This is a genomic window from Massilia agrisoli (assembly GCF_020831365.1).
Taxonomy (GTDB): Bacteria; Pseudomonadota; Gammaproteobacteria; order Burkholderiales; family Burkholderiaceae_D; genus Telluria_A; species Telluria_A agrisoli.
Genome location: NZ_JAJHPV010000002.1, coordinates 52,008 through 72,021 on the forward strand (window position 1 = coordinate 52,008; position 20,014 = coordinate 72,021).

Here is a 20,014-nt window from a genome sequence, read left to right on the forward strand (position 1 = left end):
GGACTTAACATGCCGCATAAAGCCGTCGCCAGCCCGGGTCTCCCGCCACTTAAACTGCTCATGTGCGCATCGCTGGCGCTGGCGCTGGCCGCCTGCGGCGGCGGCGGCGGCAATCCGGGCGCGGTCAGCGGCGGCGGCAGCGGCGCCACGCCGGGCACCGGCGGCGGCACAACCGCACCGGCGGCGCCGTCGCTGGAGGTCAGCTTCGTCAACGCCAGCGGCCAGTCGACCAATTCGCTGACCGCAGGCACGCCACTGATCGCCAAGGCCACCTTGCGCGACAGCGCGGGCCGGGTGATTCCGGAAGCGCTGGTTACCTTCAGCACTGACAACAAGCTGGCGCTGTTTTCGCCATCGGCAGGCACCGCGCTGACCGATGCGAACGGCGTGGCGACGGTGACGATGCGCCCGGCCAGCCTGGGCGCGGGCGGCGCCGCCAAGGTTTCGGTTACCACCACCGTCGCCGGCGCAACCGTGACTGGCGAACGTAACTACTCGGTGGGCGCGACCGCGCTCACCTTGAGTCCGATTACGCTGTCCCCGGCAAGCATTCCGGCCTACGGCTCGACCACGATCAGTGTCGATGTGCTGGCCAACGGCGCGCGCTACACGGCGCAGCAGCTCACCGTGAACTTCAGCTCGGCCTGCGTCAACGCCGGCAAGGCCACACTGGCGGCGACCGCCACCACCAACAACGGTACCGCGCAGGCGGTCTACCGCGACCTGGGTTGCGGCACCACCGACGCGATTTCGATTTCGGCCGACGGCGCCGACCGTCCAGTGACGGCCACCTTGCCGATCGCATCGCCGGCCGCTGCGTCGGTCCAGTTCGCGTCTGCCTTCCCGGTCGAGCAGTCGATCGTGATCGCCGGCCAGGGCGGCAACCTGCGTACCGAAACGGCAACGCTCAAGTTCAAGGTCTTCGACATCTTCAACCGTCCGCTGCAGGGCCAGCTCGTGAACTTCTCGGTCAATACCACCGACGTCAAGCTGAACAAGGCGAGCGACACCACCGACCAGAACGGCGAAGTTATCACCACCGTCAATTCGGGCACCAAGGCCACCACCTTCCGCGTCACCGCGTCGCTAGGCAACGGCATCTCGACGATGTCCGATTCGATCGTCGTCACCACCGGCCTGCCGGTGCAGCGCGCGTTCTCGCTCAGCGTCGGCTCGCCGAACATCGAAGGCTGGAGCATCGATAACATCAAGACCACCGTCAACGTCCTCCTGGCCGACCAGTTTGGTAATCCGGTCGCCGACGGCACCCCGGTCGCTTTCCAGACCAACATCGGCGCGGTCGGCTCGTCCGACAAAGGCGCGTGCAACCTCGTCAACGGTGGCTGCTTCGTCGATTTCCGCAGCCAGAACCCGCGCGTCGCTACCCCTGGAAGCCCGTCCACGCCGTGCAATGGCGTAACGCCAGACAGCACCCGTCCGGGCCTGGCCAGCGTCTGCGCCAGCACCACCGACGGCGCCAACACGGTGTTCGCGCGTACCGCCATCTTCCTTAGCGGCAGCGCGGCGTCGAATGTGTACCTGATCGGCCGCACCGCCCCACTGACCAGCACGGCGACGGACCTCGGTTCCTCCCGCTCCGGCGACGGCAAAGTGTTCACGCTGCAGATCAACGACATCAACAACAACCCAATGCCAGCTGGCACAACCGTGGCAGTCACCAGCCTGACCAATGCCAGCGTGGTCGATGTCGTTCCGTCGACGGTACAAAACGTGTTCCCGCACAACGCAACGGCTGATGACATTACCGGCACGACGGTGAGCGGCAACCAGGGCTCGTTCCACCAGGTAACGGTCATCGGTAACGCGCCAACGCCATGCGTGGCTGGTACTGTCGCGACCTTCAGTGTGTCGATTACCAGCCCGGTTGCCAAGCTGATTACGAGCTATCCGTTTAAAATGACGCTGACCTGTCCGTAATAAGTTGTTTCGGGACAAAGACGGCCAGGTAGTACACTGGCCGTTTTCTATTTAGAACCAACTACTCGCTCACGTGCTGGATCTTAAAAACAACATCTTCCTGATTGGCCTGATGGGGGCCGGCAAGACCACCATCGGCCGCATCCTTGCACGCAAGCTTGGCAAGCAGTTCATCGACTCCGACCACGAGATCGAAGCGCGCACTGGCGCATCGATTCCATGGATCTTCGAAATTGAGGGCGAGCCAAGTTTCCGGCGGCGCGAGGCTGACGTCATCCGCGACCTCACAGCGCGCCAGGGCATCGTGCTGGCAACCGGCGGCGGCGCAGTACTCAATCCCGAAACCCGCGCCTTGCTCAAGGCGCGCGGCACGGTCATCTACCTGCGCGCCAACGTCAACAGCATCATGGCGCGCACCGCGCACGACAAGAACCGCCCGTTGCTGCAGACTGCCGACCCGCGCAGCCGACTCGAAGAACTGACCGCGCAGCGCGAGCCGCTGTATCGCGAGGTTGCGGACCTCGTGATCGATACCGGCCGCCCTAACGTACAATCGATGGTCCACACGATCCTGGCCCAGCTCGACGCGCTCAGCGCGCCGAACGACCGGTCCGGGACCAAACCCGATTTGCGAGGCGCGATGAACGAAGCATCCAACACCACCCTGAACGTCAACCTGGGCGAGCGCAGCTACCCGATCGCTATCGGTTCCGGGCTGCTGGACGATCCCGCCCTGCTGGCGCGCCACATCGAAGGCCGCCAGGTGGCCATCGTCAGCAACACCACCGTCGCGCCGCTGTACCTCGAACGCATTGCGGGGCCGCTGCGCGCGGCCGGCCGCCAGGTCATCGACATCATCCTGCCCGACGGCGAAGAACACAAAAACTGGGCCTCGCTGATGCAAGTGTTCGACGCGCTGCTGGCCAACAAGTGCGACCGCAAGGTCACGCTGGTGGCGCTGGGCGGCGGCGTCATCGGCGACCTGACCGGCTACGCCGCATCGAGCTACATGCGCGGCGTGCCGTTTGTGCAGGTGCCCACCACCTTGCTGTCGCAGGTCGACTCCTCGGTCGGCGGCAAGACCGGCATCAACCACCCGCTCGGCAAAAACATGATCGGCGCGTTCTACCAGCCGCGCGCCGTGTTTGCCGACACCGGCACCCTGGCCACCTTGCCTGAACGCGAACTGTCCGCCGGCCTGGCCGAGGTGATCAAGCACGGCGCCATCATCGACGAGCCGTTCTTCGCCTGGATCGAGCAAAACATCGAAAAGCTGCTCACCCGCGACGCGGCCGCGCTGGCGCATGCGATTGCCCGTTCGTGCGAGATCAAGGCCGACATCGTGCGCCAGGACGAGCGCGAAGGCGGCCTGCGCGCCATCCTCAATTTCGGCCACACCTTCGGCCACGCCATTGAGAACGGCCTTGGCTACGGCAAATGGCTGCACGGCGAAGCGGTCGGCTGCGGCATGGTGATGGCTGCCGAACTGTCGTGCCGCATGGGCTACATCGAGCGCGCTGTCGTCGAGCGCGTGCGCGCGCTGGTCGATGCCGCGGGCCTGCCGACCGGCGCGCCGGACCTCGGCACCGGGCGCTGGCTCGAGCTGATGGAAGTCGACAAGAAAAACGAAGGCGGCGCGATCAGGTTCATCCTGCTCAAGCCCCTCGGCAGCGCGGTCATCACCACGGTGCCGCACGAAACGCTGCTGGCGACCATCGACGCCTGCGTGGCGCCATGACCCCCGAACAGTACCTCGCGCCCTACGCCGTGCAATCGGAGACGGCGCGTGGGCGCCGCCATGACGAGGCGGCGCACGCCTCGCGCAGCCAGTTCCAGCGCGACCGCGACCGCATCATCCACTGCTCCGCATTTCGCCGGCTGGAGTACAAAACCCAGGTGTTCCTGAACCACGAAGGCGACATGTTCCGCACGCGGCTCACGCACAGCCTCGAAGTGGCGCAGATCGGCCGCTCGCTGGCGCGCAACCTGCGGCTTAACGAAGACCTGGTCGAAGCGGTATCGCTCGCGCACGACCTTGGACACACGCCGTTCGGGCACGTGGGGCAGGACGTGCTGAACGAATGCATGAAGGACCACGGCGGCTTCGAGCACAACCTGCAAAGCCTGCGCGTGGTCGACAAGCTGGAGCAAAGCTACGGCGCGTTCGACGGGCTGAACCTGATGTTCGAAACGCGCGAGGGCATCCTCAAGCACTGCTCGCTGGCCAATGCAAAAATGCTTGGCCCGGTCGCTCAGCGCTTCATCGACCGCACCCAGCCTTCGCTGGAAGCGCAGCTGACCAATCTCGCTGACGAAATCGCCTACAACAGCCATGACATCGACGATGGTTTGCGTTCGGGGCTGATCACGATTGAGCAGCTCGAAGAAGTCGAATTCTTCGCGCGGCTGTGGCATGAGGTTCAGACGGCGTATCCCGGCGTGTCCGGGCGGCGCGCGATTTACGAGACCTTGCGGCGCCTGATTACGGCGCTGGCCGATGATTTGATCGCGACGTCGAGCGCCTTGCTGGCCGATGCGCAGCCGGGCAGCGTCGATGAAGTGCGGGCCAGCGGCCCGTTGATCCGGTTCTCGGATGGGATGCGCAAGGACGCGACAGAACTGAAGCGATTCTTGCGGCAGAATTTGTACCGGCATTACCAGGTGAACCGGATGCGCGTGAAGGCGAGCCGGATTGTGCGCGAGCTGTACGATGCGTTCAGCGACGAACCGGTGCTGCTGCCACCGGATTACCAGGACAAATCGGGTGACGAAGGCAAGCAGGTGCGCATGATCGCCGATTACATCGCGGGCATGACGGACCGGTACGCGATTCGCGAGCACCGCAGGATTTTTTCGTTGGAAGAGCTGTAGCCGCAGGCAGGGCGCGGATGCGGGCGTCGCCCTTATCCGCCCTACATGTCGGAAAGTCGAGGGCCGTAGGGCGGATAAGCGCGCAAGCGCGCATCCGCCGAATTTGCCAAGTCAGCCAAACAGCCCCGGCATCGCCAACTGCGCCAGCAGCTTTTTCACCGGCGCAGGCAAGGGCGCCTGTTCAATCCTCGCCAGATCCCACCACACATAACCCGAGTCGAGTTCCGCGCGCTTCGCAATCGCGATGCGGTACGGTGCAATGTGCAGCTTGTAATGCGTGAAGACGTGCACCAGCGGCATCAGCGCCTCGGTTTCCTCGACGTCGCCGAAAACGCCAGCAGCACGCACCACGTCATCGATGGGGATCGCTCCATCGCAGGCCTGGTGCCCGTCGAGCTCCGGCAGCGACATCAGCCCGCCCCAGATGCCGGAATCCGGGCGCTGCTCCAGCAGCACCTGCCCGCCATCCACCACCGCCATCAGCACTGCCTGCTTCTCCGGCACTGCCTTCTTCGGCTTACGCACCGGCAGCTCCGCCGTCCGTCCCGTCGCAAACGCGACGCAGCGCTGCTGCAGCGGGCAGCGTCCGCAATCCGGGCTGCTACGCGTGCACAAAGTGGCCCCGAGGTCCATCAGGCCCTGCGTGTACGACTCGATGCCTTCAGCGGGCAGCAGCGCGTCGGCGCGCCGCCACAGCGCATCTTCAACCGGCTTCAAACCCGGGAACTGGTCGACGCCAAACGTCCGCGCAAACACGCGCTTGACGTTTCCATCCAAAATCGCAGCCCGCGTTCCGCTCGAAAACGCCGCAATGGCCGCAGCCGTCGAGCGCCCGATGCCTGGCAGTTGTGCAAGCAGCGCCGGGTCGCTCGGGAACACGCCGCCGTATTCGGCCATCACGCGCTTGGCGCAGGCATGCAGGTTGCGCGCACGGGTGTAGTAGCCAAGCCCGCTCCACAACGCCATCACGTCTTCGGATGGCGCGGCTGCGAGGTCGGCGAGGGTCGGAAAGCGTTCGAGGAAGCGCGCGTAGTAGCCCAGCACCGCGCTGACCTGGGTCTGCTGCAGCATGATCTCGGACAGCCAGATGCGGTAAGCGTCGCGCGTGTTCTGCCACGGCAGCGCGTGGCGTCCGTGCTGTTTCTGCCAGCCGATGACGGCGGCCGAAAACGTTGGATCGGCCAGGTCGTCGAATTCGGTGGCGCGCTTCACGCGGCCGCTTCCAGCACGCGCAGGTCGGAGTCGATTGCCTTCGTCACGCCGCCGGCCAGCTGGCCAAGGCGCGCCTTGAGCTGGTCCAGTTCGTCCTGCGTGCTTTCGAACGAGGTGATTTTCTGTTCCAGGCTGTCCGTCGCATCGTGGATGCGCTGGATCGAGGCTAGGCGGTGCTTGAGCTGGTCCTTGTGCTGGCGGATCTGCGATTCGAGCGGCGCCATGACAACTTTCAGCCACGCTTCGACATCGGCATTGGCGGCGCGGTAGCTGCGCCGCACGCGCGATGCGATCGAGTCGAAGAAGCGTTCCATGATCGTGTTACGGCTGCTCATGATCAGGGTCGTGGTGCCGAACTGGCGCGCATAGGCTTCTTCAATCGCGTCGATCTCGCGCTTGTATTTGTTCAGCGAGAACGGCATCGGGATCGACAGCGACAGGCCATGCTCGGCCGAGAATTTGCGGTACATCGATTCCATCATCGCGCTGATCTCGCCGATCTTGATGTTCGATGCGTCGAGGTTGCGGCGTGCCTGGTCGAAGAACTGGCGTACCGGCGCGCGCATGCCGGTCGCGAAGCGGGTCGCGGCCATGGCGTCGCGCACGCCGTCAATCTCCTTCTGCACGACGTCCATGCCGAGCGTCGTGTACAGCTCCGTCGACAGGCGCGCGAACACGGCGCGCGTGCCCTGCAGCTTGAACAGGCTGGCGTCGAATTCTTTTTTCTCGACGTCGATGCGGCGCATCATGTGCGCGACCACGCTCTGGTTTTTGCCGCGCAGGCTTTTCAGTTCTTGCAGCTGCTCGACGATGTCGCGCGTGCGCGCCGTGATCATGCCTTGCTGCGTGCCGACCACGCCGGCCAGTTCTTCGGCCAACTGGTTGCGGATGATGTCCTTCTTGGACGGGATCAAGTCATGGAACAGCGCACTTTCAAGGGCGCCCAGGCGGCTTTTTTCGAGCAGCGCCATGTCGCCGTTGATCTTGCCGACCAGCGCCTTCTGCGCCGAGACCGGATATACCTGGCGCGGGTCGAGCGCGAGCAGCTGCGCCACGCTGGCGCGCTGGCGTTCGATGCCGGCGTCGTTCTCGGCGTCGGTTTTCAGTTCGTCCCACATCGCGTCGATCTTGTTCAGCACCGCCATGCGGCCGGCGCCCGCGCCGATGTGGGTGCGCCAGACTTCGATGTCGCTCTTGGTCACGCCCGTTTCGGCGGCAAGGATGAACAGCACCGCGTGCGCGTTCGGGATCAGGTTCAGCGTCAGTTCAGGCTCGGTGCCGATGGCATTCAGGCCAGGCGTGTCGAGGATGACCAGGCCCTGCTTGAGCAGCGGGTGGGGGAAGTTGATGATCGCGTGGCGCCACAGCGAGATTTCAACCTCGCCCTTGTCGTTCAGCGATGCGCTGGCGTCCGGGTCGGTCTCGTCGTACAGGCCGAAACGCTTCGCTTCGTCGACGCTGACGTAGCGGGTCAGGCTGACTTGCTTGAAGGTGTCGATCATGCTGTCCGGCGCGTCGAGCGACAGCGGCAGCACGGTCCATGCCCCCGGGTCGTCGCGGTAGTCGCTGGTCGACAGCTGCTCGCCGCGCGTTTCAATCGGCAGCAGGCGCAGGCAGGGCGGGTACGCGGGGTCGTACATCAGCTCCGTCGGGCACATCGTGGTGCGGCCGGCGCTGGACGGCAGGATGCGCTGGCCGTAGTCGGCAAAGAACAGGGCGTTGATCAGTTCCGACTTCCCGCGCGAGAATTCCGCGACGAAGGCGACCGACAGCTTGTCGTCACGGATGCGCTCGAGCGCGCGGGCGACGCGCTGCTCGCTGGCGGCATCAAACAGCCCGGCCTGGCTTACGCCAGCCTGGTAAGCCTCAAGCGCCACCGCCACGTTCTGGCGCCACGCGCTGTACTGCTCGAAATCCTGCACCATTTTGCTCACATTGCCCTCGCGTGCCGTTCCATTCGAACGGCGCTTCCCGTCATTTCTGACAATTTACACAATAAAAAGTCGACCGCTGACCTTGCTTGATCTGGCGAATCCCGGCGCCACAGTTTCTGCACGGCATCCCTGCACGATCATAGACGAAATACGTCTGCTGGAAATAGCCGGATTGGCCGTTTACGGCAATAAAGTCACGCAAAGTGCTGCCTCCCTGCACAATTGCCTCCGCAAGGATTTCCTTGATGGCCAGGGCCAGGCGGTCGTAGCGCGCGGCGCTGATGCGCCCGGCATGGGTTTTCGGATTAATGCCCGCGCGGAACAGACTTTCGCAGGCGTAGATGTTGCCCACGCCAACCACGATGTCGCCCGCCAGCAGCACCTGCTTGATCGGCGCCTTGCGCTTGCGGGTGGCGCGGAACAAGGTGTCGCCCGAAAAGGCGTCATCGAGCGGTTCGACCCCAAGCCCGCGCAACAGCAGGTGCTCGTCCAGCTTGCCTTCATCGTTGCCATGCCACAGGACGGCGCCGAAGCGGCGCGGGTCATGCAGGCGCAGCACCTGGCGACCCTCCGGCCCGGCGATGACCAGGTCGACATGGTCGTGCTTCTTGAATTCGGTGCCGTCTGGCAGCACCCGCAGGTGGCCGGACATGCCCAGATGGACGATCAGGGTCCCGTGCTCGAAGTGAATCAGCAGGTATTTGCCGCGCCGTCCGGTCGACAGCACGCGGCGGCCGGCCAGCAGCTCGTCCAGGCCGTCCGGAAACGGCCAGCGCAGGCCCTCGCGGCGCAGCAGCACGCCTTCGACCATGCGTCCTTCGATATGCGGCGCGACGCCGCGCCGCGTAACTTCGACTTCTGGCAATTCTGGCATCGGGGCGGGTTCAGATCGTGTACATTGGGGTGGCGGGGGCGGGTGCGCACGCTACCGGAAGGTTAGGCGTAGAATCAGAAATCATCGATGTCATTCTGGAATTGCTTTGAAAAACGCTTTCGTCATTGTAACCCTCTCGGGTCTGTTATCGGCGTGTGCTGTGGCGCAACCGCCGCAGTCCGGGCCCGTGCCGCCGGTGCCGGGAAAGCCGGCCGCCGTGGCCGATGAAACCGCAGCGCCAGAGGTCACGGACGCTGCGGATGACGACGCCGACGACGCGAGCGAGCAGGCCAGGCTGCCCAAAGTCGCGCTGACCAGCGACCTGCTCTACAAGCTCATGAAGGCCGAGCTCGACTTCAGGGAAGGCAACTGGAAGGAGCCTTACGCCGCGCTGCTGGACGCCGCCAAACTGACGCGCGACCCGCGCCTTGCGCGCCGCGCCGCCGAAATGGCGCTGAGCGTCAACGAACACCAAAGCGCGCTGGAGGCGGTAGCGGCCTGGCGCGGCCTGTCGCCCGATTCGGAAGAGGCGGCACGCGCCTATCTGGGCCTGGCGGTCCTGACCGACAAGCTGCCCGAAGCCGAAGCGATCCTCCAGCAGCGGCTGGCCGAGGCCCCGATTACCGAGCGCGGCGCCGCCATGTTCCAGGCGCGCCAGTTCCTCGGCCGCGCCAAGGACAAGGCAATGGCGGCGGCCATGTTCGAACGGCTGCTGTCGCCATACCGCCACATGATCGAGGCGCGCATCCTGCTGGCGCAGAGCGCATTTGCCCGCGGCGACAAGGCGCAAGCGGAAAGCGAAGCGCGCGCCGCGCTGGCGCTCAAGCCGGATTCCGAAATCGCCGTGCTGACCCTGGCGCAGGTGGCGCTGGACCAGGGCGGCGTCGAACCGATGCTGGCCAGGTTCATCGCAGCCAATCCCAAAGCGCGCGAAGTGCGCGCGGCGCATGCGCGCATCCTGGTCGACCAGAAGCAGTACGAAAAGGCGCGGGATTCCTTCGAGGTGCTGCTGAAAGACCAGCCGGAGGACCTTGGCACGCTGTACGCGCTGGGTATCCTGTCGATGCAGCTGGACGACCCCGAGTCCGCCGAGGAATACCTGGTCCACTTCACCGAGGTGCTGGCCAGGAGCCCGGAGGACGAGCGCGATCCGTCGCGGGTGCTGCTGATGCTGTCGCAACTGGCCGAGCAGCGCGGTGACGTGCCGGCGGCGCTGAAATGGATCGGCAAGATCGAAAGCGAAGATCCGGCCCTGTATTTTGGCGCGCAGGTGAAGCGCGCGCAGTTGATGGCCCGGCAGGGCGAACTGGCCGGGGCGCGCAAGCTGCTTGCCGGGTTGTCGCCATCGGAAGCCACGCAGCAGGCGCAGGTGGTGCTGGCGGAAGGCCAGATTCTGCGCGATGCGGGGCAGGCCAAGGCCGCTTACCAGGTGCTCGAAGACGGGGCGCGCAAGTTCCCTAAAAACCCCGACCTGCTGTACGACTTCGCGCTGCAGGCCGAGAAGCTGGGCCGGGTCGAGGTGATGGAAAAGGCGCTGCGCGAAGTGATGGTGCTGGCGCCGGATAATCATCACGCTTATAACGCGCTGGGCTACTCGCTGGCCGAGCGCAATGTGCGCCTCGATGAGGCGCTGGCGCTGATCGACAAGGCCTTGAAGATGGCGCCGGAAGACCCGTTCATCATGGACAGCATGGGCTGGGTGCATTACCGCATGGGTAACCTTGATGCCGCCGAGCAGCAGCTGCGCAAGGCGTATGCGCTGCGCAAGGATGCGGAGATTGCCGTGCACCTTGGCGAGGTACTGTGGCGCAAGGGCGCGCAGGAAGAAGCGCGCAAGCTGCTGCGCGAGGCGCGCGCGAAGGACCCGAAGAACGATACGCTCAAGAACACGCTGGCGCGCCTGCAACTCAAGCTCTGAGATAATTGGCTCATCCATCAATGTCGTTCCCGCGCAAGCGGGAACCCATGCGCTGCGGGCAGGCAAGTCGCAGTATGGGTTCCCGCCTTCGCGGGAACGACGACACTTTATGACATTAATGAATAAAAAGCTGAAACCCTTTGCTGCGCTGTGCGCCGCGATCCTGCTGTCCGCCTGCGCAACCACGGCCCCAACCAGCATGTCGCAAGCCCCCGTTGCCGCCTACCGCGACGTGATCGACCTGGCCGGCCGCCTGTCCGTCAACTACCAAAAAGACGGCAAGCCAGAGACCCTGTCCGGCAAGTTCAACTGGTCGCAAAAAGGCGAGCGCATCGACGTCGCCCTGGCGTCGCCGCTTGGCCAGACCCTGGCAAAAATCAGCGTCACCCCCGACTCGGCCACCCTGACCCAGACCGACCAGGCCCCGCGCGTGGCGAAAGACATCGACAGCCTGACCGCCCAAACCCTCGGCTGGTCGCTGCCGGTATCAGGCCTGCGCGACTGGCTGCAGGGCTACGCCACCGCGCCTGGCGGCAAGCGCTTTGCCGCGTCCCCGGCCACCAATACCGTCACCACCGCCGACGGCTGGCGCCTGACCTTCGTGTCCTGGCAGGATGAAGCCGCGGCCCAGCCCGTGCCGAAGCGCATTGACGCCGAGCGCGTCGCCACCGCGACCTCCGAACCGCTGGCAATTCGCATCGTTATCGACGGCCAGGGCTGAGCAATGGCGCAGACTGTTTTGCGCGATTGTCCCGCGCCGGCCAAGCTCAACCTGTTTTTGCACGTGTGCGGCCGCCGCCCCGATGGCTACCACTTGCTGCAATCCGTATTCCAGATGGTCGACCATGGCGACACGCTGCATTTCACCTTGCGCAGCGACGGCCAGGTGCGCCGGCTGACCGATGTGCCCGGCGTGCCTGAGCAGCAAGACCTGATCGTGCGCGCACTGCACCTGCTGGCGGCCGAGTACGAACGCCGCCACGGCCGCGCCGCGCCCGGCATCGATGTGGAAATCGACAAGATCCTGCCGATGGGAGGAGGGCTGGGAGGCGGTTCGTCCGACGCCGCCACCGCGCTGATGGCCGCCAACCACCTGTGGCAGGCAGGCATGGACCGCGACGAGCTGATGGCGCTTGGCTTGCCGCTGGGCGCCGACATTCCGTTCTTCATTTTCGGCCAGACCGCGTTCGCCGAAGGTGTGGGGGAGGCGCTGCAGCCGGTGGATGTGCCGGACTGCTGGTACGTGGTCATCGAGCCGGGTGTTTCCGTGCCCACCGCGGCAATTTTTTCGTCAGAAGATTTGACAAGGAACACAGAACCCGTCACAATAGCGGACTTTTCCAGATGCCTCGTGAGTCAAACGAATCCGGGCGGGTTTGGAAAGAACGACTTGCAAGCTGTAGCAGAGAGTTTGTTCCCGCCGGTAGCAGAGGCGATCGAATGGCTCGGGCAATACGGCAAGGCCAGGATGACTGGCTCAGGGGCGTGTGTGTTTTGCGCGTTTTCCACTGAAAGCGAAGCCGACGAAGTGCTCAGTGATGTGCCTGCCGTCTGGACCGCGTGGAAAGCAAAATCGCTGGCACGACATCCACTGGCTGAGGTGTTGCAAGTTGATGGAGTTATAGACTAGAATTCGTTTGGCGTTAGATTCGATGTGAAATACGTGGAATGTAACGACAAGCAGTCAGTTGCGTAGGGGAATCGCCAAGCTGGTTAAGGCACTGGATTTTGATTCCAGCATACCAAGGTTCGAATCCTTGTTCCCCTGCCATTCAATTTTGCCTGTTCTGTCGATGCGAAGTTGGCGTCCAGCAGGTAAAGTCGGTGGCCTCGCTCTCGCGAGTCACTTTTAACACAGCGCCGACCGGCCGATCCGGGCGGCGACATTCAAGATTTCAACGCTTACCTCTTGGGACTCCCATGGCTTACGAAAACCTGATGGTTTTTACCGGCAACGCTAATCCTGCGTTGGCAGAAGGAGTCGCAAAAAATCTCGGCATCCCCCTCGGCAAGGCAGTCGTCTCGAAGTTTTCGGACGGCGAAGTCATGGTCGAGATCAACGAGAATGTCCGCGGCAAAGATGTCTTCGTGCTGCAGTCGACCTGCGCACCGACCAACGACAACCTGATGGAAATCATGCTGATGGTCGACGCGCTCAAGCGCGCTTCCGCCGGCCGCATTACCGCAGCTATCCCTTACTTCGGCTACGCCCGCCAGGACCGCCGTCCGCGTTCGGCCCGCGTGGCGATTTCGGCGAAAGTCGTCGCCAACATGCTGGAAGAAGCCGGCGTCGAGCGCGTCCTGATCATGGACTTGCACGCTGACCAGATCCAGGGCTTCTTCGATATTCCAGTAGATAACATCTACGCTTCCCCGATCCTGCTGGGCGACCTGCAAAAGCGCAACTACGACGACCTGCTGGTGGTATCGCCGGACGTCGGCGGCGTGGTGCGCGCGCGCGCGCTGGCAAAACGCCTCGGCTGCGACCTGGCCATCATCGACAAGCGCCGCCCGAAGGCGAACGTGTCGGAAGTGATGAACATCATCGGTGAAGTCGAAGGCCGCAACTGCGTGATCATGGATGACATGGTCGACACCGCAGGCACCCTGACCAAGGCTGCTGAAGTGCTCAAGGAGCGCGGCGCCAAGAAAGTAATCGCTTACTGCACGCACCCGGTCCTGTCCGGCCCGGCGATCGACCGCATCAGCGCGTCGCCGCTGGACGAACTGGTGGTGACGGACACGATCCCGCTGTCGGCTGCGGCGCAAGCCTGCACCAAGATCCGCCAGCTGACCTGTGCACCGCTGCTGGCTGAAACGTTCAAGCGTATCAGCAAGGGCGACTCGGTCATGTCGCTGTTCATCGACTAAGCGCTCGGAAAAGTTAGCTGTATTCATGCGGCGCGCTGGCGAAAATGCCAGCGCGCCGTTGTGTCTTCAAGGTTTCAAGGTTTCATGGGTGCGAAGCTGCATCCATTCTCGAGGTCTCCTGGTCGCGGGAGGTCTCACAACGCAGGGCAATCAAGCCCCGCATTTTTTGGAGTTTCACATGAAAGTTATCGCATTTAACCGCACTTTGCAGGGGACCGGAGCGAGCCGCCGCCTGCGCAATGCTGGCCAGACCCCAGGTATCATCTACGGCGGCGCAGAAGCCCCAGTACTGATCTCGCTGGATGGCAACGCCATGTGGCACGCGCTGAAGAAAGAAGCGTTCCACGGTTCGATCCTCGACCTCGAAATCGACGGCAAGACCCAGCAAGTCCTGCTGCGCGACTTCCAGATGCACGCATACAAGCAACTGGTCCTGCACGCTGACTTCCAGCGCGTTGACGCATCGAGCAAAGTGCACAAGAAAGTAGCACTGCACTTCATCAACGCTGACGTATCGCCAGCGGTCAAGCTGCACGGCGCAACCGTGTCGCACGTCATGCAAGAGCTGGAAATCTCCTGCATGCCAGCTGACCTGCCAGAGTTCATCAATGTTGACCTGGCAAACATCGACGTCGGCCACTCGATCCACGTAGCTGACCTGTCGCTGCCAAAAGGCGTGACCGCGATCACCCACGGTTCGAACCAGACCGTCGCTACCGCAGCTGTACCAGCTGGCCACGTTGCTGCTGAAGCTGCTGCAACGACCGAAGCTGCTGCTGAAGAAAAGCCAAAAGCGAAGAAGTAATCTGCATGCCGCAGTGATGCGGCTGCCGGAAAACCCTCGTAAGCCTTAGCGCGCTCAAGATCGCGCCAAGTGCTAACGGGGGTTTTTTTCGTCCGTTTTCACGGATAATAGCGTTTTTTCTATTTGGAATAGCATGCCAATTCGCCTGATCGTCGGCCTCGGCAACCCCGGCCCCGAATATGAACAGACCCGCCACAATGCGGGCTTCTGGCTCGTCGACAACTTGGCCAACAGCCTTCCCGGCTGCCGCCTGCAGCGCGAGGCGCGCTTTAACGCGCTGGTCGCCAAGACCTCGATTGCAGGGCAGGAAGTGTGGCTGCTCGAACCGCAGACCTATATGAACCGCTCCGGGCAGTCGGTCGGCACGCTGGCGCGCTTTTTCAAGATCAACCCGGACGAAGTGCTGGTCGTGCACGATGAGCTCGACCTGGCGCCGGGCGTGGTCAAGATGAAGAAGGGCGGATCGTCAGGCGGGCATAACGGACTGAAGGACATCACGGCTGCGCTCGGCACCCAGGACTACTGGCGCCTGCGCCTCGGCATCGGCCATCCGCGCAGCCTGAATTCGCAGCAGGCGGTGGCCGATTTCGTGCTGCACCGTCCACGCAAGGAAGAGCAGGTACTGATCGAGGAATCGATCGAGAAAAGCCTGCGCGTGCTGCCGCTGGCGGTTGAGGGCAAGTTCGATATCGCAACCATGCAATTGCACACCGCATAAGCTGGCGTCGTTCCCGCGCAAGCGGGAACCCATTGGTCGCAATCAACTTCCCTTCACGATAATCTGCCCCTGCAAATCGCGCACCATCCGCTGGACCGCCGGCTGCATGCGTTTGAAATCGGCGGGCGTGCACACGGTGCTGCCGTTATTAAACCGTAGCCTGCGTTTGATCTCGACCGAGTTCCCTTTCCGGTGGTACTCGGCGTCATACTCAAAATTTTCATCCCTGAGTTTGAATGACGTCGGCACGGCAAGGATTTCGATGGCCTCGGCAAACTCGAACACTGCCTCATCCCCCACGTCATATCCGCTCGGACATACGAAGTCCTGGGTCCGATCCTTCTCCCCGGTCATCGAATAGACCGCGTCGCCCAGGCCAACCCAGTAATTGATCGTGGTGGCAACGCCGGTGGGCCCCGGGAGATTGATGAAGTTCTCGCTGGTCGCCTTGAACCCCAGGACATACTCATCGCCGTCGCCATCCAGCTTGCCCGGATCGAACACGCCGCTGCCTTGTTTGCCGATTCCCTGAAGCATGCGTTCGACAAACAGGTCGCGTTCGCCGGGAGGCGTGTCGCGCACGGTGCGCCGGTACTGCTCGGCGACCGCGCCGCCAGTGGTCTTGGTTACCGTCAGCTGGCTCTTGCCGTCGGCCGCCACGACATACCTCGCAGCTGTGTGATTGCGCAGGGGCTGGGTCGCCGGCGTCGTGGCAATCGTCCCCGTCTTGGTCAGCAGCACCGGCTTGCCAAGCTGCTGCACCGGCAGGTAGCCGGGGGAAATTTCCGCGGCGGTCGAATCGAGATAAAGCTTCAGTTCCGGGATGTAGGTAATTACGTGGTCGAAAATGCCCAGGGTCGGCGCGCTTGGCAGCCGGTAGGCGTTGCCGCTGTTGATCAGCGCTGGCGTGCTGGCGATGCCTGACGCGCTGAGCAGCGCCTCAAGCAGCACCGCATGATCCTTGCAATCGCCGTAGCGGTTCTCCAGCACCGTCGAGGCTGCGTGGGGCACCACGCCGCCCGGTCCGACATAGACCGCGACATAGCGGATGTTCTTGCGCACCCAGTCAGCGAGCGCAAGCGCCTTGTCGCGGCGCGTGCCGATGCCGCCGGTGAGCTTGCTGGCAAGGGATGTGATGGCCGGGTTGGCGCGCGCCTTGTCGCCAGCGCGGCCGTGGTAGGCCTGCGCGAACGCCGGGTAGCCTGCGAAAGTGGAGACGGCAAGGCGCTTGCCGTAGTCAAAATAGCTGACCGAGTCCGCCTCGAGGCGCTGGTTGGGGCCGTCGACGTAACGCCACTGGTAGCGCTTGCGCCCTGCCGGACTGTCGATCGGTACGGGAGCGAAGCCGACCGCATCGGCGTACAGCGGCATCGATGCCGGCATGTCGTAGATGAGGTCGAACTGCTTGTTGTCGTAGAACTCGGACGCTGACAAGTCCTCGAAATGGCCGGGGAACAAGGGCGCATGGCGCTTGCGCACGAAGTGCAGCACCAGCTTGTCGCCCACTTCAACGTCAGGGAAAACCACGACCTTGACGCGCGTGTCGCGGAACATCGGTGCATCGCTGGATGCCGACTCCTGCTGGTCCTTGATCTGGTCGCTGGTGACTCTCACGATGCGGCCGTCGCGCTTTTGCGTGTGGGCCTTTATCGCAACGATCTCTTCCAGCGCCGTGTTGTAGCTGACCGACCGCTGGCTGTTCGCCTGCACCGCGCGCGGCTCCACAATGGTGGTCACCATGTCGAGTGTGTAAGTGAAGCTTCCGTCCCGGTTCACGACGAAGTGCTGGCGGTGCTTGTCGATCACCAGCGAGGGATCGGTGCCGGTGTCTGCGGGTACTGCGGCGGCTGCCCGGGTGATCAGCAAAAAACACAATATGGCAATGGAGCGCAGCATCATCTTCCCCGGCTGGACGAAAGAATCCATGCTACCCATGCTGTGCTGTTTCCTTTTGACACCTCGCAAGCCCGGCGCCTGGTGCAAAAAAAAGGGACTGCAGCGAACTGCAATCCCCTTGTGCCCACAGCGATTGGTTTAGTCGACGGTGGCGCCGCTTTCCTTGACGACCTTGGACCAGCGCGCAGCTTCAGCCTGGACGAACTTGCTGAAGTTTTCCGGCGTATCGCCGACGAAGTCCGAACCGGTTTCGGCACGAACTTTTTCAAACGCAGGCTGCTTCATGACCTTGATCGCTTCGGCGTTGATCTTGGCGATGACATCCTTCGGCGTATTTGCCGGCGCGAACATACCGTACCACGCATACGATTCGATCTGCGGCAGGCCAGCTTCGGCGAAGGTCGGAACATCCGGCAGCAGCGGCGAGCGCTTGGCGCTGGAAATGGCGATTGGCTTGACCTTGCCGGCCTTAATGTGCGGCATGATCGCGATGGTGCTATCGAACATCATCGAAACGTGGCCGCCCAACAGGTCGGAGATTGCCGGCGCCGAGCCTTTGTAAGGAACGTGCGCCATGTTGAGCTTGGCCACGCTGGCGAACAATTCGCTGGTCAGGTGCTGCGGCGTGCCGTTACCCGACGACGCGTAGGAGAATTTGCCGCCCTTCGACTGGATGAAGGCCATCAGCTCTTTCAGGTTCTTCGCCGGGATGGAAGGGTTGGTTACCAGCACGAGCGGCGCGCGCAGCAGGTTGGTCACCGGCGTCAGTTCCTTCAGTGGATCAAAGCTCATTTTCTTGTAGAGGCTAGGATTGATCACGATTGGCGCGCTCGACGTGATCAACAGGGTGTAGCCGTCCGGATTGGCGCGGGTAACCGCCGCAGTGCCGATGTTGCCGCCGCCGCCAGCGCGGTTATCGATGACAAAGGACTGGCCCAGGTTTTCGGTAAGCCCCTTCGACAGCGGGCGTGCCGCGATGTCCGAAGGACCGCCAGGCGGCCATGGCACGACCACGGTAACGGTCTTGGTTGGCCAGCCCTGCGCGAGCGCGCTGACCGACACGACCGATGCGGCGAAAGCGAAAATGAGGGATTTTCTGGTGCTGGAGAGTAAGCGCATATGTCACATCCTTTAGTTGGTTGTCCACTTCCGAAAACAGTTACCGGCTGCCTGGAAGACCGGGTAATCGCTGTAATGCGGGGCGAATGAATGGCCGGGTGTCCGCCAATATAGCACCGATGCAAGGGAGCGCGCCGGGCAGCCGTTTGCTGGACGATCTTACCCGCACCCGCGATAATCCTGCCATGAACGCACTTTCCTTCCACGCAGGGCCGCGCGCTCTTGAGCACCTCAGCAAGCACGGCCTGCAAGCGCAAGATATCGCCGTCGTTCCCGCAGCGGCCGGCGGGCCGAAGGGCCTGATTTTCCAGGCGCTCGATCAATGGATGTTTGGTTCCTGGCTGCCGTCGGCGCCGCGCGAGCGTACCCTGATCGGCTCGTCCATCGGCGCGTGGCGCATGGCGGCGGCCTGCCAGGCCGACCCGGTAGGCGCTTTTGCGCGCCTTGGCGACCTCTATTGCGGCCAGCGCTACACCGCCAAGCCGAGCCAGCAGGAAATCGACGACGTCTGCCAGAACCTGCTGCGCGCATTCGTCGGCGGGCGCGAGGAGGAAATCCTCAACCATCCGCACTACCGGCTTAAGCTGCTGACGGTGCGCGGCTTGCGCGGGCTGGCCTCGCCTGCGCACCCGCGCGCGGAAATGCGCGGCTTTGCCGCGGCATCGCTGCTTAACTTGGCGTCGCGCGACCGGCTGGCCCATATGCTTGAGCGCGTGGTGGTCGGTGACAGCCGCGACGCGTCGCCCTGGCTGCAAGAGAAGTTCGATTCGTTCACAACGCACTTTTCGCACCTCGACAAGGGCAACCTCGCCTCCGCGCTGCTGGCCTCCGGCACCCTGCCACTGATCATGAAGCCGGTACGCGATCTTGCGGGCGCGCCGGGAGGGGCGTACTGGGACGGCGGAATCATCGACTATCACCTGGCGCTGCCTTACTCGCGGCTGGCAAATGGCGAGGCGGCCGGGTCGCTGGTCCTCTACCCGCACTTTACCGAGCACATTGTTCCGGGCTGGCTCGACAAAGGCCTGCCATGGCGGCGTGCGGCACGCGGCCCGAATCGCGGCTGGCTCGACAATGTTGTCATCGTCGCGCCCACCCGCGAGTTCCTGCGCACGCTACCGCTTGGCAAGCTGCCTGACCGGAAAGACTTCAAGTTTTACGGCCTCAATCATGACGAGCGCATCCGCAACTGGAAGATCGCGATGTCGGAAGGGCAACACTTGCGTGATGAACTGGCAGCGTTCGCGGAGAAGCCTGACCTCGCGCAAGTAAAGCCGATCTGATTAGTTCCCGCTTGCTGAACACGCGGCGAAAACGTGGCGGATTGGGTAGACTAACCGTCGTAGCTTATCTATCGGAGCATAGCAATGGCTGTCGTGAAGAAGACGCGTGGCGAACGTGAACTCGATCTTGCTCATGGCGATAAACGCGAGGCGAGCGGCGAAGAACTGGCGCAGAGGCGACGGCAGCAACGCGTTGAAGCCTTGAAGCTGATTGCCGGCATATGGGCTGATCGCGCGGATATTCCTCGCGACGGCCTTGAGTATCAGCGCATGCTGAGGTCCGAGTGACCGCAGTGATTTTTGACACGAATATCCTCATCGACGCATTGATTGGCTATCCAGAAGCTCTCTCTGAGCTGGCGTACTGGGATATGCCCGCTATTAGCGCTATTACCTGGATTGAAACTTACTCCGGAGCTTCCGCCGATGAGATGCCGAAGTTCGACAAATTTCTTGGAAGCTTAGGTTTTGAGGTCCTTTCTCCGCCTGCGACCTTGAATCCCGGTTGAGCAGTCGTGTAGGGGGGCGAAATTGATGCAGTCCTGCAGCCAGACCTGACGTACCTACCTGTCAAG

Annotated in this window: 17 protein-coding genes and 1 tRNA gene; 13 read left to right on the forward strand and 5 right to left on the reverse strand. The window is 63.1% G+C overall.

The window, feature by feature from the left end; all coding sequences use genetic code 11:
- The first annotated feature begins 9 nt into the window (after nucleotides 1-9).
- The 3 genes from LMJ30_RS00330 to LMJ30_RS00340 all read left to right on the forward strand — a co-directional run bounded on the left by LMJ30_RS00330 (nucleotide 10) and on the right by LMJ30_RS00340 (nucleotide 4,809).
- Nucleotides 10-1,938 carry an Ig-like domain-containing protein gene (locus LMJ30_RS00330; RefSeq protein WP_229430343.1) on the forward strand — a complete coding sequence of 643 codons (1,929 nt, stop codon included), beginning with the start codon at nucleotides 10-12 and terminating at the stop codon, nucleotides 1,936-1,938.
- Nucleotides 1,939-2,011: 73 nt separating this feature from the next.
- Nucleotides 2,012-3,676, forward strand: a complete 1,665-nt coding sequence (gene aroKB, locus LMJ30_RS00335; protein ID WP_371872955.1) for a bifunctional shikimate kinase/3-dehydroquinate synthase AroKB — start codon at nucleotides 2,012-2,014, stop codon at nucleotides 3,674-3,676.
- Nucleotides 3,673-4,809 carry a deoxyguanosinetriphosphate triphosphohydrolase gene (locus LMJ30_RS00340; RefSeq protein WP_229430344.1) on the forward strand — a complete coding sequence of 379 codons (1,137 nt, stop codon included), beginning with the start codon at nucleotides 3,673-3,675 and terminating at the stop codon, nucleotides 4,807-4,809. The genes aroKB and LMJ30_RS00340 overlap by 4 nt, the downstream gene beginning before the upstream one ends.
- A gap of 111 nt (nucleotides 4,810-4,920) precedes the next feature.
- On the opposite strand, the gene mutY is transcribed toward LMJ30_RS00340, so the two are convergent.
- The 3 genes from mutY to mutM are packed head-to-tail and all read right to left on the reverse strand — an operon-like array spanning nucleotide 4,921 to nucleotide 8,829.
- A complete protein-coding gene (mutY, locus tag LMJ30_RS00345) occupies nucleotides 4,921-6,021 on the reverse strand; it encodes an A/G-specific adenine glycosylase (protein WP_229430345.1) in 1,101 nt (366 codons plus the stop codon).
- Complete coding sequence (locus LMJ30_RS00350) at nucleotides 6,018-7,946, reverse strand: dynamin family protein (RefSeq protein ID WP_229430537.1); 1,929 nt, start codon at nucleotides 7,944-7,946, stop codon at nucleotides 6,018-6,020. The genes mutY and LMJ30_RS00350 overlap by 4 nt, the downstream gene beginning before the upstream one ends.
- Nucleotides 7,947-7,995: 49 nt before the next feature.
- The gene (mutM, locus tag LMJ30_RS00355; RefSeq protein ID WP_229430346.1) at nucleotides 7,996-8,829 is read right to left on the reverse strand and encodes a bifunctional DNA-formamidopyrimidine glycosylase/DNA-(apurinic or apyrimidinic site) lyase; all 834 of its coding nucleotides are present in this window, start codon (nucleotides 8,827-8,829) and stop codon (nucleotides 7,996-7,998) included.
- Nucleotides 8,830-8,989: 160 nt separating this feature from the next.
- On the opposite strand from mutM, the gene LMJ30_RS00360 reads away from it, so the two are divergent.
- From LMJ30_RS00360 to pth, 7 genes are all read left to right on the forward strand, one after another.
- Entirely contained in the window at nucleotides 8,990-10,747 is a 1,758-nt protein-coding gene (locus LMJ30_RS00360) for a tetratricopeptide repeat protein (protein WP_229430347.1), read from the forward strand.
- A gap of 118 nt (nucleotides 10,748-10,865) precedes the next feature.
- Nucleotides 10,866-11,468: a lipoprotein insertase outer membrane protein LolB gene (gene lolB / locus LMJ30_RS00365; protein WP_229430348.1), complete on the forward strand. Its 603-nt coding sequence runs from the start codon at nucleotides 10,866-10,868 to the stop codon at nucleotides 11,466-11,468.
- Nucleotides 11,469-11,471: 3 nt separating this feature from the next.
- The gene (gene ispE, locus LMJ30_RS00370) at nucleotides 11,472-12,377 is read left to right on the forward strand and encodes a 4-(cytidine 5'-diphospho)-2-C-methyl-D-erythritol kinase (RefSeq protein WP_229430349.1); all 906 of its coding nucleotides are present in this window, start codon (nucleotides 11,472-11,474) and stop codon (nucleotides 12,375-12,377) included.
- A 64-nt stretch (nucleotides 12,378-12,441) separates the two neighbouring features.
- Nucleotides 12,442-12,518: transfer RNA gene (locus tag LMJ30_RS00375), tRNA-Gln, on the forward strand.
- Nucleotides 12,519-12,667: 149 nt separating this feature from the next.
- Nucleotides 12,668-13,618, forward strand: coding sequence for a ribose-phosphate pyrophosphokinase (locus LMJ30_RS00380; RefSeq protein ID WP_229430350.1), 951 nt, complete (start codon nucleotides 12,668-12,670; stop codon nucleotides 13,616-13,618).
- A 178-nt stretch (nucleotides 13,619-13,796) separates the two neighbouring features.
- The gene (locus tag LMJ30_RS00385) at nucleotides 13,797-14,423 is read left to right on the forward strand and encodes a 50S ribosomal protein L25/general stress protein Ctc (protein WP_229430351.1); all 627 of its coding nucleotides are present in this window, start codon (nucleotides 13,797-13,799) and stop codon (nucleotides 14,421-14,423) included.
- A gap of 133 nt (nucleotides 14,424-14,556) precedes the next feature.
- Nucleotides 14,557-15,141 carry an aminoacyl-tRNA hydrolase gene (gene pth / locus LMJ30_RS00390; protein WP_229430352.1) on the forward strand — a complete coding sequence of 195 codons (585 nt, stop codon included), beginning with the start codon at nucleotides 14,557-14,559 and terminating at the stop codon, nucleotides 15,139-15,141.
- 42 nt (nucleotides 15,142-15,183) lie between these two features.
- Here pth and LMJ30_RS00395 read toward each other — a convergent pair whose 3' ends face one another.
- Together LMJ30_RS00395 and LMJ30_RS00400 are read right to left on the reverse strand one after the other, a co-directional pair.
- Nucleotides 15,184-17,067, reverse strand: coding sequence for a DUF3857 domain-containing transglutaminase family protein (locus tag LMJ30_RS00395; protein ID WP_229430353.1), 1,884 nt, complete (start codon nucleotides 17,065-17,067; stop codon nucleotides 15,184-15,186).
- Nucleotides 17,068-17,175: 108 nt separating this feature from the next.
- Nucleotides 17,176-18,156 (reverse strand): Bug family tripartite tricarboxylate transporter substrate binding protein, encoded by a 981-nt coding sequence (locus LMJ30_RS00400; protein ID WP_229430354.1) that lies wholly within the window; start codon nucleotides 18,154-18,156, stop codon nucleotides 17,176-17,178.
- A 185-nt stretch (nucleotides 18,157-18,341) separates the two neighbouring features.
- Here LMJ30_RS00400 and LMJ30_RS00405 point away from each other — a divergent pair, with 185 nt between their 5' ends.
- The 3 genes from LMJ30_RS00405 to LMJ30_RS00415 all read left to right on the forward strand — a co-directional run bounded on the left by LMJ30_RS00405 (nucleotide 18,342) and on the right by LMJ30_RS00415 (nucleotide 19,948).
- Complete coding sequence (locus tag LMJ30_RS00405; RefSeq protein ID WP_229430355.1) at nucleotides 18,342-19,439, forward strand: patatin-like phospholipase family protein; 1,098 nt, start codon at nucleotides 18,342-18,344, stop codon at nucleotides 19,437-19,439.
- A gap of 84 nt (nucleotides 19,440-19,523) precedes the next feature.
- Nucleotides 19,524-19,727, forward strand: a complete 204-nt coding sequence (locus LMJ30_RS00410; protein WP_229430356.1) for a hypothetical protein — start codon at nucleotides 19,524-19,526, stop codon at nucleotides 19,725-19,727.
- Nucleotides 19,724-19,948, forward strand: coding sequence for a PIN domain-containing protein (locus tag LMJ30_RS00415; RefSeq protein ID WP_229430357.1), 225 nt, complete (start codon nucleotides 19,724-19,726; stop codon nucleotides 19,946-19,948). Before LMJ30_RS00410 ends, LMJ30_RS00415 begins: the two co-directional genes overlap by 4 nt.
- Nucleotides 19,949-20,014 lie beyond the last annotated feature (66 nt).

Coding starts and splice junctions, on each gene's coding strand:
- LMJ30_RS00330 (WP_229430343.1), top strand. CDS start 10: ATGCCGCATAAAGCCGTCGCCAGCCCGGGTCTCCCGCCACTTAAACTG.
- LMJ30_RS00340 (WP_229430344.1), top strand. CDS start 3,673: ATGACCCCCGAACAGTACCTCGCGCCCTACGCCGTGCAATCGGAGACG.
- LMJ30_RS00350 (WP_229430537.1), bottom strand. CDS start 7,946: ATGGTGCAGGATTTCGAGCAGTACAGCGCGTGGCGCCAGAACGTGGCG.
- mutM (WP_229430346.1), bottom strand. CDS start 8,829: ATGCCAGAATTGCCAGAAGTCGAAGTTACGCGGCGCGGCGTCGCGCCG.
- lolB (WP_229430348.1), top strand. CDS start 10,866: ATGAATAAAAAGCTGAAACCCTTTGCTGCGCTGTGCGCCGCGATCCTG.
- ispE (WP_229430349.1), top strand. CDS start 11,472: ATGGCGCAGACTGTTTTGCGCGATTGTCCCGCGCCGGCCAAGCTCAAC.
- LMJ30_RS00380 (WP_229430350.1), top strand. CDS start 12,668: ATGGCTTACGAAAACCTGATGGTTTTTACCGGCAACGCTAATCCTGCG.
- LMJ30_RS00385 (WP_229430351.1), top strand. CDS start 13,797: ATGAAAGTTATCGCATTTAACCGCACTTTGCAGGGGACCGGAGCGAGC.
- pth (WP_229430352.1), top strand. CDS start 14,557: ATGCCAATTCGCCTGATCGTCGGCCTCGGCAACCCCGGCCCCGAATAT.
- LMJ30_RS00395 (WP_229430353.1), bottom strand. CDS start 17,067: ATGGATTCTTTCGTCCAGCCGGGGAAGATGATGCTGCGCTCCATTGCC.
- LMJ30_RS00400 (WP_229430354.1), bottom strand. CDS start 18,156: ATGCGCTTACTCTCCAGCACCAGAAAATCCCTCATTTTCGCTTTCGCC.
- LMJ30_RS00405 (WP_229430355.1), top strand. CDS start 18,342: ATGAACGCACTTTCCTTCCACGCAGGGCCGCGCGCTCTTGAGCACCTC.
- LMJ30_RS00410 (WP_229430356.1), top strand. CDS start 19,524: ATGGCTGTCGTGAAGAAGACGCGTGGCGAACGTGAACTCGATCTTGCT.